Raw genomic sequence first — 17,250 nt, 5'->3', positions numbered from 1 at the left:
TTATTTCACTGTCCTCGTTTCCTATCAACACATGACCTGTTGTGCAGGTCTTGAAGGTATTCCCGCCCCACCGCCAAGGGGCTTATCCAGAGGACACTGGAATGACACAGGCAATTGCTTCGCCCGCGGTTCACGACCTGATCGGTATCGGTTTCGGCCCTTCGAACCTGGCGCTGGCCATCGCCCTGCAGGAGCGCGAAAAGGCCCAGGGCAAACTCGACGTGCTGTTTCTCGACAAACAGGCCGACTACCGCTGGCACGGCAATACCCTGGTGACCCAGAGCGAACTGCAGATTTCGTTCCTCAAGGACCTGGTGACCCTGCGCAACCCCACCAGCCCGTATTCCTTCGTCAATTACCTCAAGGCCCACGACCGCCTGGTGGACTTCATCAACCTGGGCACCTTCTACCCGTGCCGCATGGAGTACAACGACTACCTGCGCTGGGTGGCGGGGCAGTTCCAGGCCCAGGCGCGCTATGGCGAGGAAGTGCTGGCCATCGAGCCGATCCTGCATCAGCAGCAGGTTGAAGCACTGCGCGTGATTTCCCGCGATGCGCTGGGCGAGCAGCATGTGCGTACCACCCGTTCGGTGGTGGTCAGCGCCGGCGGCACGCCACGCATTCCCGAGGCGTTCAAGGCGCTCAAGGGCGATAACCGCGTGTTCCACCATTCGCAATACCTGGAGCGCCTGGCCGCGCAGCCGTGCGTCGAGGGCAAGGCCATGCGTATCGCCATCATCGGTGGAGGCCAGAGCGCGGCCGAGGCGTTTATCGACCTCAACGACAGCTTCCCGTCGGTGCAGGTCGACATGATCCTGCGCGGGTCGGCGCTCAAGCCCGCCGATGACAGCCCGTTCGTCAACGAAGTGTTCTCGCCGGCCTTTACCGACCTGGTGTTCCAGCAGGAGGGCGCCGAGCGCGAGCGCCTGGTCGCCGAGTACCAGAACACCAACTATTCGGTGGTTGACCTGGATCTGATCGAGCGTATCTACGGCATCTTCTACCGTCAGAAAGTCTCCGGCATCGCCCGCCAGGCGTTCCGTACCATGACCGTGGTCGAAAAGGCCACCGCCGGCCCGCTGGGTATCGAACTGGCGCTGCGCAACAATGCCAGCGGCGAAACCAGCGTCAATCACTATGATGCGGTAATCCTGGCGACCGGCTACGAGCGCCAGACGCACCGCGCCTTGCTGGCGCCGCTGGAAGCCTACCTGGGCGACTTTGAAGTGGCGCGGGACTACCGCATCGTCACCGATGAGCGTTGCAACGCCGGTATCTATATCCAGGGTTTCAGCCAGGCCAGCCACGGCTTGAGCGATACCTTGCTGTCGGTGCTGCCGATCCGGGCGGATGAAATTGCGGCCTCGTTGTATACACTGGAGCGTGGGCGTGGCCAGGGCCGCTCGGTGCAGGACTTGTTGCTGGCTACCGCGAGCTGACCAGCTGCGCTTGTGAGCAGGAGGGTTGGCTGATACTGTACAAAAAACCAGTATCGGTAACCTTCCATGCAGTTGATCGAAAAACTCAGCATCCTCGCCGACGCCGCCAAGTACGACGCCTCGTGCGCCAGCAGCGGCGCGCCCAAGCGCAGCTCCGAGGGCAAGGCGGGGCTGGGTTCCACCGATGGCATGGGCATCTGCCACAGCTACACGCCGGACGGGCGCTGCGTGTCGTTGCTCAAGGTGCTGCTCACCAACTTCTGCCTGTACGACTGCCAATACTGCGTCAACCGCCGCTCCAGCGACGTGCCCCGCGCGCGTTTCAGCCCGGAGGAGGTGGTCACCCTGACCCTGGATTTCTACCGGCGCAATTGCGTCAGCGGGCTGTTTCTGAGCTCCGGCATCATCCGTTCGTCCGACTACACCATGGAGCAGTTGGTGCGGGTCGCCAAACTGTTGCGCGAAGAGCATGACTTTCGCGGTTATATCCACCTCAAGACCATTCCCGACGCGGACCCGGCGCTGATCGCCGAAGCCGGGCGTTATGCCGACCGCCTGAGCGTGAACATAGAGCTGCCCACCGAGGCGAGCCTGCAGACCCTGGCGCCGGAAAAACAGATCGTCTCGATCAAGCAGGCCATGCAGACCATCTACACCGGCGAGCAGACGGTGCTCAACGAACCCCGTGCGCCGCGTTTCGCGCCGGCCGGGCAGAGCACGCAGATGATCGTCGGCGCCGACGATACCGACGACAGCACCATCCTGCATGGTGCCGAGGCGTTGTACGGCAACTTCAAGCTGCGTCGCGTGTATTACTCGGCGTTCAGTCCCATCCCCAACAGCCCGAAGAGCGTTCCCCTGGCGGCACCGCCTTTGATGCGCGAGCACCGCCTGTACCAGGCCGACTTCCTGTTGCGCAGCTATGGCTTCAGCGCCAACGAGCTGTTCAAGGGCCCCGGCCACCTGGCACTGGATATCGACCCCAAGCTGGCCTGGGCCCTGGAACACCGCGAGGTGTTCCCCCTGGACCTGAACCGCGCCGAAGCCACCTTGATCGCACGCATTCCGGGCATTGGCCTGCGCACCACCCAGCGCCTGGTGGACCTGCGCCGTGAACGCAAGATCCGCTTCGAAGACCTGGCACGCATGCGCTGCGTACTGGCCAAGGCCAAGCCATTCTTCATCACCAGTGACTACCACCCGCAACAGGCCGAAAGCACCAGCGTGTTGCTGCGCGAGCAGTTGCGCGACCGCCCGGCGCCGCAGCAGATGGGATTGTGGGGATGATCAGCCTGGAATGCGGCAACCTGTTCAGCACCTGGCGCGAGCAGGCGCGCTGGTTGCTCAGCCATCAGGTCGACCCCAGCCAGGTGAGCTGGGGTGAAGCCGAAGTGCCCGATCTGTTTGCCACTGACCAGCCCGTTCCCGAAGGGCTGGGGCCGTTCCAGACACGAGTGCCCAAGGCCTTGCTGGAACTGCTGGAATCGGCCGCGTGTTACCACGGCGACCAGCGCTGGAGCCTGTTGTATGAAGTGTTGTGGCGCGTCAGCCATGGCGACCGCACGGCGATGCTGGCGGGGGACAAGCTGGGCAGTGAGTTGCAGCGGCGGATCAAGCAGGTCAGCCGTGAAGCGCACCACCTGCATGCGTTTGTGCGCTTTATCGCCTTACCCGCGGATGCGGGCCCCGACTTGCCGGAATACGTGGCTTGGCACGAACCGGCGCACGACATCCTGAAATCCGCCAGCCAGCATTTTGTCGGGCGCATGGGGCGCCATCGCTGGATGATCGCCACGCCGCTGGACGGGGTGTATTACGACGGTGAGCAGTTTATCCACCAGCGCGAGTGCCCCGAGGCATGGCGGCAACTGGCGCAGAATGTCGAGGACCCGCACAGTGCGATGTGGCTGACCTACTACAGCCACATCTTCAACCCGGCGCGGTTGAACCCCAAGGTGATGGAGGGGCACTTGCCGAGCCGCTTCTGGAAGAACCTGCCGGAGGGCAAGTTGATCCCGGGCTTGATCAGTGAAGCGCGCACGGGGAAGCAGAAGGACGGCCAGGCAAAACTGATTGGCGCCCGGCCCGGGAAGAAAATCCCGAGCCCTTTGTAGTGAGCGGGCTTGGCGAATCGTCGCACCGCCCGCGCTGGGTGGCGAAGCCGCCCCAACAAAGACACCTCAAGGTTCCAGTTAAAACCGAATCGCCTGGTTTGGGGCGGCTTCGCCACCCAGCGCGGGACAAGCCCGCTCACTACACAAGTCAATCGAGGCAAGTCAGCGCCGCCAACCGCCACCCAAGGCAGTCACCAGCCCCACGCTCGCCTGCAGCTGCCGCGTCTGTACAGCCTGCAATGTCCGCTGTGCCTGCAACGCCGCTGTCTGCGCGGTCACCACATCCAGGTAACTCACCGCCCCGGCTTGATAGCTGTTCATCGCCAGTGACTGGGTGTGCTGCGCGGCATCCGCCGCTGCCTGTTCATCCTGCGCTTGCTGCTGCAAATCCCGCAGTTGCGCCAGGTTGTCTTCCACCTCCCGCACCGCTTTGAGTACCTGGCTACGGTAGTGCGCCGAGGCTTCTTCAAACTCGGCGTTGGCTTGGCGCTCATTGGCGCTCAGTCGGCCGCCATCAAAGATCGGCATGTTGACCAGCGGCCCCAGCGCCCAGTAGCGATTGCTCGCCGACAGCAGATTGCCGACGCCTTGCGTCTGCCCGCCGATCAGCCCGGTCAGGCTGAAATCCGGATACCACGCCGCCTTGGCCACGCCGATATTGGCATTGGCGGCAAACACTCGGCGTTCCGCCGCCGCGATGTCCGGGCGCCGTTGCAGCAGATGGCTTGGCAATTGCGCAGGCGTCTTCGGCAGTTTCATTAACCCTTGGCTCGGCGCCAATGTGAAATCACTGGCGGCCACACCCACCAATTCTCCGATGGCATGCTCGGTAAGGTTGCGTTGGCCGCGCACGTCATCCCATTGTGCCTTGGCCTGGGCCAACTGGTTTTGCGCACGAGTGAGGTCCAGCTCCGATGCAATCTGGCCCTCATAGCGGCTGCGGGTCAGTTGCAGCGCCTGGCTGAAATCCTGCAGCGAACTGTTGAGAATCCGCGCCTGTGCGTCCAGGCCATTGAGCTGCACGTACAAGGTTGCCAACTGATGCTGCAGGCTCAGGCGCGCGGCGGCCAAATCATCGCCAGACGCCTGCGCCTGGGCATCGCCGGCGGCCACCTGGTTGCGGACTTTGCCCCACAGGTCGAGGTCGTAGCCCAGCGAAAAACCGGCGGTGTCGCTGTTATACACCGACGGTTGCGTACTCCCGCGCAGTGGCCGTGAGTCTGATTGGCGCTGGCGCAGGGGTTGCGCGCTGGCGGTGATCTGCGGGAACAACCCGGCCCGCAATTGGCTGGCGTACGCCTGGGACGCATCGAAGTGCGCCAGTGCCGCTGCCAGGTCCGGGTTGGCCTTGAGCAGTCGCTGTTGCAGGTCATCCAGGCGCGGGTCGTTGTAGAGTTTCCACCACTCGGGCGCCAGTAGGTCGCACGTTTGCGCGCTGTGCCAAGGGCCATCGCCGGTCTGTTCGCGATAGTGGGTGGGCAGGTCAACCGTCGGCGCCTTGTAAGCGGGCGCCATCGAGCAGCCTTGCAACGCCAGCAGCATCAAGGCTGCGATGGGTTTAAGCCGCGGGCGCATGCATACCTCCCGAGGCGTTGGCCAGTTGCACTGGGTCACCTTCACGCAGGGCGTCGGGCGGGTTGTCGACCACGCGGTCGGTGGGTTTCAGGCCCTGGTCGACCACCAGGCGCTCGCCCAGGTCCAGGCCGATGTGGATGCCTTGCAGGTGCACATGGTTCTGCGCGTCCAGCAGCGCCACTTGGGTGCCTTGGGCGCGGAATATCAACGCGCTGGCCGGGATGCTCACCCCATGGGTGTCCGCTGGCATCGGCAAGGTTGCTTCGGCGTAATCGCCGGGCAGCAATTGGCCGTTGGGGTTGTCTGCCACGAACTGCGCGAGCAGCGTGCCGGAGCGCCGGTCGATGGCGGTAGAGTCGCCGATCAGGCGCGCCTTGAAGTGTTCGCCGGGATGTTCGGGCACGCTCAGCTCGGCTTCAAGGCCAGGCCGGATGGCACCGGCGTAGTTCTGCGGCACCGGTACATACAGGCGCAATTGGTGGGTGTCGGCCAGGTCGAACAGCTCTGGATCGCTGTCGCTGTCGGCCTTGATCAACTGGCCGATATCGGTATTGCGCGCGGTGATGGTGCCGGCAAACGGCGCGCGCAGGGTCTTGTAGCTTTCCAGCGCGGTGAGCCTGGCGTAGTCGGCAGCGGCGGCTTCGGCATTGGCCTTGGCAGCGGCGGCATTGGAGGTTTTTTCGTCGGCCTCCTGACGCGACACCGAGTGGCTGGCCAGCAGGTGCTGCCAGCGCGTGGCGGTGGTTTCGGCCAGGCGTGCATTGGCTTGCTCCTGTACCAGGCGGGCGTGGGTCTGGGCCAGTTGCTGGTCGAGGTCGGGGCTGTCGATCTCGGCGAGAATCTGCCCGGCCTTGACCTGGCTGCCGATGTCGGCCTTCCAGTCCTTCAGATAGCCACTGACCCTGGCGTGGATCGGTGCCTTGCTCCAGGCTTCCAGGTGCGCGGGCAAGCGCAGGGTATCGCCGTCGACGTTCTGTTGCGGCTGGAACACCATCACTTGCGCGACGGCGGCGGTTTCGGTCCAGGCGCTCACCGATCGTTCGTGCAGCGTGCGGGCGTGCAGGCCGTTGGCGACCAACAGGGCGGCCAGGGTCAGGCCGCCCGCCCCCATGAGCATCAGACGCTTGCGCGAGGGTTTTTGATCAGACGACATGAGGCGTGTCTCCAGCAGTTGCGCGAGTAGGGTGACGACCGTGGACCAGGCTGAAGACCACGGGAACAAACAACAGCGTGGCGAGGGTGGCGAAGATCAAACCACCGATCACGGCTCGCCCGAGGGGGGCGTTCTGCTCCTCGGAAATCGCCAGGGGCAGCATGCCGATGATCATCGCCAGGGCGGTCATGCACACCGGACGAAAGCGCGTGTAGCCGGCTTCGAGCGCAGCCTTCAACGCATCGCCATGGTCGGCCAGGCGTTCGCGGCAGAAGCTCACCACCAGGATCGAGTTGGCGGTGGCCACGCCCATGCACAGGATGGCCCCGGTCAGCGCCGGTACCGACAACGAGGTGCCGCTGAGGAACAGCATCCACACGATTCCCGCCAGCGCCGCCGGTAGCGCGGTGATGATCACAAACGGGTCAGCCCAGGATTGGAAATTGACCACGATCAGCAGATAGATGAGCACCACCGCGCCGAGCAGGCCCAGGCTCAAGCCACTGAACGCCTCATGCAGCGCATCGATCTGCCCGTGCAGGCTGATCACCGCGCCTTTGGGGCGCAGCGACGCGCTGTCATCCAATACTTTTTGCACATCGCGCGCCACGCCGCCGAGGTCGCGGCCTTGTACGTTGGCGTACAGGTCCAGGGTCGGTTCGATGTTGTAGTGGGTCACCACCGCCGGGCTTTGCACGCGGGAAATGCTGGCCAGGCCGCCAAGGATCTGCGATTGGCCGTCGGCGCCGGTCACCGGCAGGGCTTCCAGCGAGGGCAGGCTGTCGAGGCGGTATTGCGGGGTGGCGGCGACGATGGAGTACGACACGCCGTTGGCCGGATTGAGCCAGAAAGTCGGCGCGGTCTGCGAACTGCCGGCGAGTGAGGCAACCATGCTGTTGGTCACGTCGCGCTCGGTTATGCCCAGGCCATTGGCGCGCATGCGGTCGACGTTGACCTGTAACGAAGGGTAGCCGGTGGACTGCTGGAGTCGCAGATCGGCGATGCCCGCTACGTGTTGCAAGCGGCGTTCGAGTTCCACCGCATAGGCGCGGTTCTCTTCATCGCTGTGCCCGGAGATCTTCACGTCCAGCGGGGCAGGGGCGCCGAAGTTGAGGATCTGGCTGCTGATGTCAGCGGGCAGGAACGCAAAGTGGCTGCCGGGGAAGCTTTGCGGCAAGGCTTCGCGCAGTTTTTTCACGTAGTCGGCGGTGGGCGCGTGGTGCTTTTTCAGGCTGACCTGAATATCGCCATCCTGCGGGCCGATGGTGCCGCTGCTGCTGTAGGCCATGTCAATGCCGCTCAGCGGGATGCCGATATTGTCGACGATGGTGTCGAGCTCTTCGGCGGGAATCACTTCACGAATGCGCGCTTCGATGCGGTCGAAGGCGGCGGCGCTTTCCTCGATGCGCGTACCCAGCGGCAAGCGCACATGCAGGGCCAGGGCGCCGGCGTCGGTGGGCGGGAAAAAATCCTGCCCCAGGCTCGGCAGCAGCAGGAAGGAGGCGAGTACGCAGGCAAGAAATCCCAGGATAAAGCGCTTGCGATTACCCAGCGCCAAGGTCAGCAGACCGTAATAGGTATCGCGGATAGCCGAGAAACGGCGTTCGAAACCCTGCTGGAAATTCAACAATGATTGCAGTGCGGCGTTGCGCGGTTTCCGGTGCTGTTCACCTTCGTGGTGATTGATGAATTGATCTTCCGGGTGATGCCCGGCGCCTTGCTCCGGCGTATGCGGCTTGAGCAGGAACATCGCCAGGGTCGGCACCAGCGTGCGCGACAGGACAAACGAACTGGCCATGGCAAAGATCACCGCCAGGGCCATTGGCCGGAACAGGTAGCCGGCGATGCCTTGCAGCAAGAACATCGGCACGAACACGATGCAGATGCACAGCAGCGAGACGAACGCCGGGCCGACAATTTGCGCGGCGCCGTCGAGGATCGCGGTCTTCACCGCCTTGCCTTGTTCAAGATGCCAGTTAATGTTCTCGATGGTCACCGTGGCATCGTCCACCAGGATCCCCACGGCCAAGGCCAGCCCGCCGAGGGTCATCACGTTGAGGGTTTGCCCGGACACTGCGAGCAGCGCGATGGCCGCGAGTACGGCCAGGGGGATCGACGCGGCGATGATCAGCGTCGAACGCCAACTGCCAAGGAACAGCAGGATCATCGCACTGGTCAGCAGCGCGGCAATGATGCCTTCCTGGGCCACGCTGCCCACCGATTGCTTGACGAACACCGAGGCATCGCCCAGCAGCGAGGTCTTCAGCGAGGGCGGCAGGGTTTCGTTGATGCGCGGCAACATCCCGCGGATGCCGTCGATAATCGACAGGGTGCTGATGCTGCCGTTTTTCAATGCCGGCATCAGCACCGCGCGGTGGCCGTCGACGCGCACGATGTTGGTCTGCGGCGGCGAGCCGTCGCGCACGTGGGCGACTTGGCCGATGGTAATCAGCGCACCATCGACGGTCTTGATCGGCAGGTCGTTGAGCTCATCGATCGCCTTGGGGCTGTTATTGAGCAGTATCGTGTATTCGTTGCGACCCAGTTTGGCGGTGCCCACCGGGATGATCTGGTTCTGCAGAGCCAGGGCGTTGCCCACATCCTGCGCCGACAGGCCTTTGGCAGCCAGTGCCTGCGGGTCGAGGTCGAGGGTGATCTGGCGTTGCTTGCCGCCCATGGGCGTCGGCATGGCCAGGCCGGGCAGGGCGCTCAACGGCAGGCGGATGTTGTTCTGCACCAGGTCGCGAATCCTGGCTTCCGACAGGCTCGGGCTGGAAAACGCCATCTGCAGGATCGGCACGGTGGAAGCGCTGTAGTTAAGGATCAGCGGCGGCGTGATGCCCGGCGGCATCTGCTTGAGCACGGTTTGTGACACGGCCGTGACTTGGGCGTTGGCGGTGCGGATATCCACGCCGGGCTGGAAGAAGATCTTGACGATGCCCATGCCGGGCAGCGATTGCGACTCGATGTGCTCGATGTCGTTGACGGTGGTGCTCAAGGAGCGTTCGTAGGTGTAGATCACTCGACCGGCCATGGCGTCCGGCGACAGGCCGTTGTATTGCCACACCACGGCGACCACGGGGATGCCGATATCCGGGAACACGTCAGTAGGGGTACGCAGGGCCGCCATCGGCCCGATGATGCAGATGAAGATGGCCAACACGATAAACGTGTATGGCTTGTGCAGTGCGGTCTTTACCAGCCCGAGCATGCGTGAACCTCCTTGGTGCAGGGTTGCAAACCCCGGCAGTCTTGCGCGACCCACCTAACACGCACCTTTCAGCCAGGTGAAGGAACATTTAGGCAGGGCCTGAAGATCGTTTCACAAGGATTCATTTGTCCTGCGCCGGTTCGCTCACCAAGCTTGCAGCCCATCGCACACATCGTCTTTTTTTGGAGTCCTGCCATGTCACTCAAACCCTTGTTGTTGATTCCCGCCCTCGGTGCTGCGCTGCTGTTATCGGCGTGCGCCGGCCCCATCCCCAAGGCGGACCCGAGCGAAGCGTGGATTGGCTTGAAGGAAGAAGCCCCGAACGATCTGATGGCTGAGCGGGTGGACGGAAAACGCGTCGATGACGGACGTTTTTTTGAAGTGACGCCGGGGGACCATCGCCTGGATGTGACGTTATTCGAGGAGGAACCCGGTGACGACAACCAGCAGGACTGCCAGGGCCGGGTCGAGTACAAGCATTTCAAGGCGGGCGAACATTACACCCTGGTGGAGTCCAGCCTGGGTACCACCGTGCGCGCGTCCCTGGAGGATGGCCACGGCAAGGAAGTCGCGGCCACCCAGGACTTCAATTGCATGCCTGGCTAGGCGTGGTGCACCGCCGCCTTGTGGGGCTTGGCGGGCGAAGCGGGTTTGACGTGGGGGTGGTGGTGCCGGCGGGTAATACGCAGCACCCCCCACAACATGGCGCCGGCGACCGACAACCAACCGCAGATCAACAGGAAAATCGTTGTTGCAAGGCTCATTCGGGCCTCCTTTCGCCCCGCAGGGGGCACACACAGTCTTCTCAATGGACAGTCTAGCCAGCTGGCGGTTGCCTGCTATTGACCAATGGTCGTGTCGGTCCAACTTCTTTGCTCTATCCGCGCCCTTTAGTAAGCCTGCAGGCTATACCCGCATGTCGGGGCGCCCTATGATCAAGGCCTTTACCGGCAGTTGATCAAGAGAGTAGAAAATTGCGGTTACGGTCGAACCTTAAAACATCCGTATTGCTGGCCTGTGCCTTGGGGCTCGCAGCCTGTTCCGCCACCCCATCGAGGCTGGCGGGCTTGCCCGAGCGTGTCGAACTCAATGGCGTGCCGACCTTTCGCGGCGAGGCTTACCAGGGCGGTCCCGCGTCTTTAGCCAGCATGCTGTCGCAACAAGGCATTGTCATGACACCGGGGCTGCTGGATAAACCGCTGCATTTGCCGGGCGCCGAGGCTGACCTTGAGCGCAACATGCAAGTGCTGGCGCGCGAGTACGGGCTGATGGTGTATCCGCTGGATGCCAAGCTGACTGCGGTGCTGGGGCAAGTGGCGGCGGGTTACCCGGTGATGGCGCGGATCGGCGGCGGGATGTGGTCTGACGCGCGCTACGTGGTCGTGCTGGGGTTCAATCAGCAGAAAAGCACCGTGTTGCTGCGCTCGGGCATGGACCGCCGCCTGCAGATGAGCTTCAGCGACTTTGAGTCGAAATGGAAAAGCGCCGGGAGTTGGGGGATCCTCACCCAGCGCCCAAGCCAGTTACCGGCCAATGTGGATGCGCAACGCTGGCGCGATTCGGCCAATGCCACTGCCCAGGCGGGGCAGGAGCGCGCGGCGGCGCAGGCACTGAAGGTGTTGGAAGAGCGCAAGTAAATGCTGAAACAACACTGATCCAATGTGGGAGCCGGGCATGCCCGCGATGCAGGCACCGAGGTGTTTCAGTGATATCGCGGTGATGCTATCGCAGGCAAGCCAGCTCCCACACAAGCTCGCTCCCACATAATGTTGCGTGTTTAGCGACGAACTTCTGCAGCGTTCGCGCGGTTCTTCAGGTTTTTGTCGGCCTTGTAGCGCAACGCCACATCCGGCACCGAGCCGCTCTTGCCGGTTTCGACCCAATTGCGGATACGGCTGGCATCGGCAAAGTGGGTGAATTTGCCGAAGGCATCCAGGATCACCAACGACACCGGGCGGTTACCCATGCTGGTCACCAGCACCAGGCAGTGGCCGGCCTGGTTGGTGAAACCGGTCTTGGTCAGTTTGATGTCCCAGTTGGCGCGGTTGATCAGGTGATCGGTGTTGGAGAAGCCCAGGGTGTAGTTGGGCTTGCGGAACGACACAGTCTTTTCCTTGGTGGTGCTCAGTTGGCTGAGCAGCGGATAGTGGCGCGCGGCGGCCAGCAGTTTGCTCAGGTCGCGGGCGGTGGACACGTTGTGGATCGACAGGCCGGTGGGCTCGACATAGTGGGTGCTGGTCATGCCCAGCGCCTTGGCCTTGGCGTTCATCGCCGCGATAAAGGCCGCGTAGCCACCCGGATAATGATGCGCCAGGCTTGCGGCGGCGCGGTTCTCCGAGGACATCAGGGCGATCAGCAGCATTTCCTTGCGCGGCATCTGGCTGCCGATTTTCACGCGCGAGAACACACCCTTCATCTCCGGCGTGTCGCTGATGTTGATGTCGATGTATTCGTCCATATTCTGCTTGGCCTCGAGCACGATGAGGCCGGTCATCAATTTGCTCACCGAGGCGATGGGCACCACCACGTCAGGATTGCTGGCATAGATGACCTTGTTGGTTTGCAGGTCCACCAGCATGGCACTGCCGGAAGCGATCTGCAGTTTGGAGGTGTCACGCGGGGCCTGGGTGGTTTCGGCGGCGTGCGCGAAGGTGCCTGTGAGAGCAAAAAACAGGCTGACAATAGAAAGACGAATTTTCACGCGGATGAACTCGCTAAAAAGTAATGAATGCCGTTTGGAAACGGTTTTTTGATAAATGCCGTTACATTTTAGGAGTATGGATCAGAAACTGTCGAATGTTCTTCTGGAACCCGATGAAAGTGACTAAAAACTAAGAAAAAAGGTTTTATTGTCGACAATAAAAAGCCCTGCGATAAGGCAGGGCTTTTTCAGTACGCCTGGTTATTACCCGTGCAGGGTCTCTGCGGCGTACAAGGTGTTTTCCAACAGGCAGGCGCGGGTCATCGGGCCGACGCCGCCTGGCACGGGGGTGATCCAACCGGCGCGGGGCAAGGCGGTGTCGTACACCACGTCGCCCACCAGTTTGCCGTCGTCCTGGCGGTTGATCCCAACGTCGATGACGATGGCGCCTTCCTTGATCCACTCACCCTTGACCAGCCCCGGCTTGCCGGCGGCGACCACCACCAGGTCGGCGCGGCCAACGTGCCCGGCAAGGTCCTTGGTGAAGCGGTGGGTGACGGTCACGGTGCAGCCGGCCAGCAGCAGTTCCATCGCCATCGGGCGGCCGACGATATTGGAGGCGCCGACCACCACCGCATCGAGGCCATACAAATCGACGCCGGTGCTTTCCAGCAGGGTCATGATGCCTTTCGGGGTGCACGGGCGCAGCAGCGGGATACGCTGGGCCAGGCGGCCGACGTTATAAGGGTGGAAGCCGTCGACATCCTTGTCGGGGCGGATGCGCTCCAGCAGTTTGGAGGCGTCCAGGTGCTCGGGCAGTGGCAGTTGCAGCAGGATGCCATCGATCTTCGGGTCGTCGTTGAGGCCGTCGATCAGGTCGGTAAGCGCCTGCTGGGTAGTCTCGGCAGGCAAGTCGTAGGCCTTGGAAATAAAGCCGACCTCTTCACAGTCTTTACGCTTGTGCGAGACATAAACCTGAGAGGCAGGATCGCTGCCGACCAGGATCACCGCGAGGCCAGGCGTGCGCAGGCCTTGCCGGCTGCGCTCGGTGACTCGTTTGGCGATCTGCTGGCGCAGGCTGGCGGCGATTGATTTGCCGTCGATAAGTTGTGCAGTCATTACGCGTGATTAACCATCGAGAGGGGGAAGAAAAGTGCGCGCATTCTCGCATGCCAGGACGTGAGGGCAAAGGCGCTTGGTCCGCAAATTGCCCTAAGCCCTTAAATAAAATCAGTTTTTTTTAAAAAAGATTTGACGGGTTTCGAGGGCGTCTATACTATTCGTCGCACTTGTCGGGCACAGCCTAGCACTGGTTGAGAAGGTCAAGCAGAATAGAGTGTTGTTCTGCAAGGCTGGAAGCACTTAGTTTGTAATCCTCCAAGAGTACAGATTAATAAGGCGCCCGTAGCTCAGCTGGATAGAGCATCCGCCTTCTAAGCGGATGGTCGCAGGTTCGAGTCCTGCCGGGTGCGCCATTAGGCAGCTTTGGCACAAGTAGCGTTAGATGGTGGGCGTAGCTCAGTTGGTAGAGCACGGGATTGTGACTCCCGTTGTCGAGGGTTCGATCCCCTTCGTCCACCCCATATTTGAAAGGCGCCAGATTAACCGTCTGGCGCCTTTGCTTTAAGAGCTTCAAGCGCGGATGTGGTGGAATTGGTAGACACACTGGATTTAGGTTCCAGCGCCGCGAGGCGTAAGAGTTCGAGTCTCTTCATCCGCACCAAATAAAGCTTGGCCCCGTCGAAAGGCAGGGCAGGGCTCGACAAAGAAGTGGTTTGGTTTCTTTGTTAACGCAATATGGTGGGCGTAGCTCAGTTGGTAGAGCACGGGATTGTGACTCCCGTTGTCGAGGGTTCGATCCCCTTCGTCCACCCCATATTCGAAAGGCGCCAGATTTAACAGTCTGGCGCCTTTTTTGGTTTCAGCGGTTCGAATATCCAGCGGCTGCAGTGATTGGGCCGCAACGGCAGGGCGCTTCGTCGTATTTATGTGTCTCGATGATGCCGCGTTGCCTGCCGGCCCTGTTCGGGGTTGGCCGCCAGGGTGCTGGATGACGACTTCTTTCATATTAGGGAAGGGCGGCGCAGAGCCCTGGCGTACTTGGCAGTATTTGTCACCGGGGCGAGGTGCATCCGTGCCTTCGTACCGATAAATTGCCGGCGGTTTTCGGGCGTATTTTCAGTAGGGTGACTTCTTGAGTTTGACCCACTAGAATGCATGCCCTTGGTGCGACACGCGTGGCGTGTCTCCTAAACTTCGAGGTGTAGAGTCATCTTGAAGGGTTTTCGAAAGAGAGCCGAGAGCTTGGGTGCCCAATCCCAAGAAACAAAACCCTCCCAGAAGTCCAATGCCTTCAAGGACTTGCCGCAGCGGCGGTGGCAAACTCAAGGTCGATTAGCGCTCGGTGGCTCGACCGCAGTACTGGATTTCCGGTATTGGAGTGCCTACTACACATCAGCCCTATTCAGGGCTAAACCCATGCGGGAGAGAATCCCCGCTGGGGTTCCCTCCTGCTTTTGAAACAGGAGGTAACAATTCTTTGAGCATGCTGCCTCGGCAGTTCCTGTTCACATCAAACCGGAGACATGAGCGAAAGCTCTGTCTGTCATTGTCCAACCATTGCCTGTTTGGAGTGGCAGCGGACTCGTTGTGCGACCAACGATAGCCTAGGAAGACATGCGTCACTGGTAACGGTGGGGTGTGAAGCTCTTCCAACAATGTAGCCCCCGTATGGGTGCGTCTTCGCTGTGAGGCGGAGCGCAGATGCTCGGAGCAGTACCGGGTTGAGGCGCTAGGCTGGCTGGTATGGGTAACACAAGTGAACTGCTAATAAACGTCGTCAGCATTACGGTGCCTAATCTGCTGATAGGCATTAACCAAAAAGGTGATGCGACCGGTTGTTCTGGTCAAGGGTCGGAACACGTCGTCACATAAGGTCGCCGGCGAATAGGCAGACTCTAACCCAGTCGTGTGACAGGCAGGGAACGTGGTAAGCCCGTATGGCTGCCTTCGGGCAGGTGAACCGCAAGGTGATCCGTTGGCTGTGCGGGTATGGGATCGCAGAGAAAGCGAAAGCCGGGCTGTAATGGCCCGGATAGGGGCTGGAACATTGCTCCACGGGAAACCGGGCAGACTTCTGCGTGGTCTTTCGTCGCATGAACTCTGAGTGAGCCTGTCTCAATAAACCTAGAGATCCAGCTGTAACGGATCTTCTATTAATCCAACCCTGGCGGGAGCGTCCATTCCCGTCAGGGGGATGTGTGCGTCTTTCGCTTGGGGCAACTTGAGAGGAAGGCAGCATGTTAGAACATAGCCAATTGGCCGTGTCTGCGCCTTCCGGCGCTCCGCAACAATGGCATGACATCGATTGGTGGCGTGTTCAGCGGAATGTCCGGGCGATGCAGATACGGATTGCGAAGGCTTGTCGGGAAGGCAACTGGCGCAGGGTGAAAGCCTTGCAGCGGATGCTGACCCGCTCACGCTCGGCCAGATACTTGGCCGTACGGCGAGTCACTGAAAACCAGGGTAAGCGCACGGCGGGAGTCGACCGCGTGCTCTGGGATACACCCGATGCCAAATGGAAGGCGGCAAATGGGTTGAAGCGCCACGGTTATAAACCACGGCCTTTACGGCGTGTGTTTATTCCGAAGTCAAATGGAAAGGAGCGCCCTCTGGGCATTCCGACCATGACGGACAGGGCAATGCAGGCGTTGTATTTGCTTGCTCTGGCACCCATTGCAGAAACCACCGGCGATCCAAACAGCTACGGCTTTAGGATCGAGCGATCTACGGCGGATGCAATGGGGCAGTTGTTCGTATGCCTATCCAAGAAGGTTTCGGCCCAATGGGTTTTGGAGGCGGACATCAAAGGCTGCTTTGACCATATCAATCATGACTGGCTTATCACCAACGTCCCAACGGATAAGGTGGTTCTCCGAAAATGGTTGAAAGCTGGCGTGATTCATAAAGGCCAGCTACAGGCAACGGATGCCGGTACGCCACAGGGCGGGATTGTCTCGCCCAGCTTGGCAAATCTGGTGCTGGATGGGCTGGAGTCACAACTTAAGCAACATCTGGGTGTGACCAAGGCCAAGAAGCTGAAAATCAATGTGGTGCGTTATGCGGATGACTTTGTGATAACCGGAACCTCGCGAGAGGTGCTGGAAACTGAAGTCAGACCTTGGGTAGAGCAGTTCCTAGCAGTGCGGGGGCTGCAGTTGTCACTTGAGAAGACGCGTGTCGTCCATATAAAGGAAGGCTTTGACTTTCTAGGTTGGAATTTCCGCAAGTACGATGGGAAGCTTCTGATCAAGCCAAGCAAGAAAAACGTGAAAGCGTTCTATAGCAAGGTAAGGGAGGTCATCAGTACCAGCAAAACGGTAAGGCAGGAGGATCTGATCCGACAGCTGAATCCGATACTGCGTGGCTGGGCGCTCTATCACCAGCCTGTGGTAGCCAAGAAAGCGTATAGCCGCATGGATTACATGATCTTTCTGGCTCTATGGCGTTGGGCAAAACGGCGACACCCTAAGAAAACACTCCAGTGGATCGGAGCGAAATACTTTAAACCCATGAAGGGGCGGAAAGGGGTGTTTGCTACCGCGACGATGAATGACAAGGGAGAGATGCGAACGATCGAGTTGTACTCGCTAGCGAGCACTCCGATCGAACGACACAAGAAGGTGAGTGGGGAGTACAACCCCTTCGATCCTTCTATGGAGGAAATGGGTGAGAAAAGGCGTATGGAACAGATGCTCAAAAGGCTGGCGTACCGTAAGCAAATCTTGAGCCTTTTCCAGAGTCAGAAAGGATTGTGTCCAATATGTAAGTTACCGATTACGAAGGAGACGGGGTGGCATGATCACCACATTCTGTACCGCACAAAAGGCGGTGGAGACTCCCTAAATAACCGGGTACTATTGCACCCCCTTTGTCACCAGCGGCTACACGCTCGCGGATTGACAGTGAACAAACCGGCTCCCCTTACCGGGGGTTTTGATTAGGCCCGAGCCGTATGCGGGGAAACTCGCACGTACGGTTCTTAGGGGGAGGTGGGCCAGTAATGGCCCATCTCTACCCGACATTGGGGTCGGAAATGGCCGGCTAACGTCTGTGCA

At 60.7% G+C, this 17,250-nt stretch carries 12 protein-coding genes and 4 tRNA genes; 10 read left to right on the top strand and 6 right to left on the bottom strand.

The genetic code is table 11. The annotated features are described in order from the left end of the window. The first annotated feature begins 101 nt into the window (after positions 1-101). The 3 genes from BLL36_RS07955 (at position 102) to BLL36_RS07945 (ending at position 3,553) form a co-directional block, all read left to right on the top strand. Positions 102-1,439, top strand: coding sequence for a lysine N(6)-hydroxylase/L-ornithine N(5)-oxygenase family protein (locus tag BLL36_RS07955; RefSeq protein ID WP_076950905.1), 1,338 nt, complete (start codon positions 102-104; stop codon positions 1,437-1,439). A 66-nt stretch (positions 1,440-1,505) separates the two neighbouring features. Beyond that, positions 1,506-2,726: a putative DNA modification/repair radical SAM protein gene (locus BLL36_RS07950; protein ID WP_076950904.1), complete on the top strand. Its 1,221-nt coding sequence runs from the start codon at positions 1,506-1,508 to the stop codon at positions 2,724-2,726. Beyond that, on the top strand, positions 2,723-3,553 hold the full coding sequence (locus BLL36_RS07945) for a TIGR03915 family putative DNA repair protein (protein ID WP_076950903.1): 831 nt from the start codon (positions 2,723-2,725) through the stop codon (positions 3,551-3,553). The genes BLL36_RS07950 and BLL36_RS07945 overlap by 4 nt, the downstream gene beginning before the upstream one ends. Before the next feature lie 162 nt (positions 3,554-3,715). Here the strand turns inward: BLL36_RS07945 and BLL36_RS07940 are convergent, their stop codons facing one another. The 3 genes from BLL36_RS07940 to BLL36_RS07930 are packed head-to-tail and all read right to left on the bottom strand — an operon-like array spanning position 3,716 to position 9,492. Beyond that, positions 3,716-5,128 (bottom strand): efflux transporter outer membrane subunit, encoded by a 1,413-nt coding sequence (locus BLL36_RS07940; protein ID WP_076950902.1) that lies wholly within the window; start codon positions 5,126-5,128, stop codon positions 3,716-3,718. Further along, positions 5,112-6,281 (bottom strand): efflux RND transporter periplasmic adaptor subunit, encoded by a 1,170-nt coding sequence (locus BLL36_RS07935; RefSeq protein WP_076950901.1) that lies wholly within the window; start codon positions 6,279-6,281, stop codon positions 5,112-5,114. The genes BLL36_RS07940 and BLL36_RS07935 overlap by 17 nt, the downstream gene beginning before the upstream one ends. Beyond that, entirely contained in the window at positions 6,271-9,492 is a 3,222-nt protein-coding gene (locus BLL36_RS07930; RefSeq protein WP_076950900.1) for an efflux RND transporter permease subunit, read from the bottom strand. The genes BLL36_RS07935 and BLL36_RS07930 overlap by 11 nt, the downstream gene beginning before the upstream one ends. A 195-nt stretch (positions 9,493-9,687) precedes the next feature. On the opposite strand from BLL36_RS07930, the gene BLL36_RS07925 reads away from it, so the two are divergent. Then, complete coding sequence (locus BLL36_RS07925; protein ID WP_076950899.1) at positions 9,688-10,098, top strand: PA0061/PA0062 family lipoprotein; 411 nt, start codon at positions 9,688-9,690, stop codon at positions 10,096-10,098. Here the strand turns inward: BLL36_RS07925 and BLL36_RS31010 are convergent. Further along, positions 10,095-10,256, bottom strand: coding sequence for a hypothetical protein (locus BLL36_RS31010; protein ID WP_165448097.1), 162 nt, complete (start codon positions 10,254-10,256; stop codon positions 10,095-10,097). The genes BLL36_RS07925 and BLL36_RS31010 overlap by 4 nt on opposite strands. 210 nt (positions 10,257-10,466) lie before the next feature. Between BLL36_RS31010 and BLL36_RS07920 the strand changes: the two genes are divergently transcribed. Then, complete coding sequence (locus BLL36_RS07920; RefSeq protein WP_076950898.1) at positions 10,467-11,129, top strand: hypothetical protein; 663 nt, start codon at positions 10,467-10,469, stop codon at positions 11,127-11,129. A 140-nt stretch (positions 11,130-11,269) separates the two neighbouring features. Here the strand turns inward: BLL36_RS07920 and pbpG are convergent, their stop codons facing one another. Both pbpG and folD read right to left on the bottom strand, forming a co-directional pair. Next, complete coding sequence (gene pbpG, locus BLL36_RS07915) at positions 11,270-12,193, bottom strand: D-alanyl-D-alanine endopeptidase (RefSeq protein ID WP_076950897.1); 924 nt, start codon at positions 12,191-12,193, stop codon at positions 11,270-11,272. Positions 12,194-12,397: 204 nt separating this feature from the next. Beyond that, a complete protein-coding gene (gene folD / locus BLL36_RS07910; RefSeq protein ID WP_076950896.1) occupies positions 12,398-13,252 on the bottom strand; it encodes a bifunctional methylenetetrahydrofolate dehydrogenase/methenyltetrahydrofolate cyclohydrolase FolD in 855 nt (284 codons plus the stop codon). 279 nt (positions 13,253-13,531) lie between these two features. On the opposite strand from folD, the gene BLL36_RS07905 reads away from it, so the two are divergent. The 5 genes from BLL36_RS07905 (at position 13,532) to ltrA (ending at position 17,136) form a co-directional block, all read left to right on the top strand. Next, a tRNA-Arg gene (locus BLL36_RS07905) sits at positions 13,532-13,608 on the top strand. A gap of 32 nt (positions 13,609-13,640) precedes the next feature. After that, positions 13,641-13,716, top strand: a tRNA-His gene (locus BLL36_RS07900). A 55-nt stretch (positions 13,717-13,771) separates the two neighbouring features. Then, positions 13,772-13,856: transfer RNA gene (locus BLL36_RS07895), tRNA-Leu, on the top strand. A gap of 77 nt (positions 13,857-13,933) precedes the next feature. Next, positions 13,934-14,009 (top strand) — tRNA-His (locus BLL36_RS07890). Between the two features lie 1,423 nt (positions 14,010-15,432). Next, positions 15,433-17,136 carry a group II intron reverse transcriptase/maturase gene (ltrA, locus tag BLL36_RS07885; RefSeq protein ID WP_076950895.1) on the top strand — a complete coding sequence of 568 codons (1,704 nt, stop codon included), beginning with the start codon at positions 15,433-15,435 and terminating at the stop codon, positions 17,134-17,136. Positions 17,137-17,250: the final 114 nt, after the last annotated feature.

The organism is Pseudomonas cedrina subsp. cedrina (genome assembly GCF_001983175.1).
Lineage (GTDB): Bacteria > Pseudomonadota > Gammaproteobacteria > Pseudomonadales > Pseudomonadaceae > Aquipseudomonas > Aquipseudomonas cedrina.
Note: the sequence above shows the minus strand (reverse complement) of the source record. Positions and strands in the feature narration are given on the sequence as shown.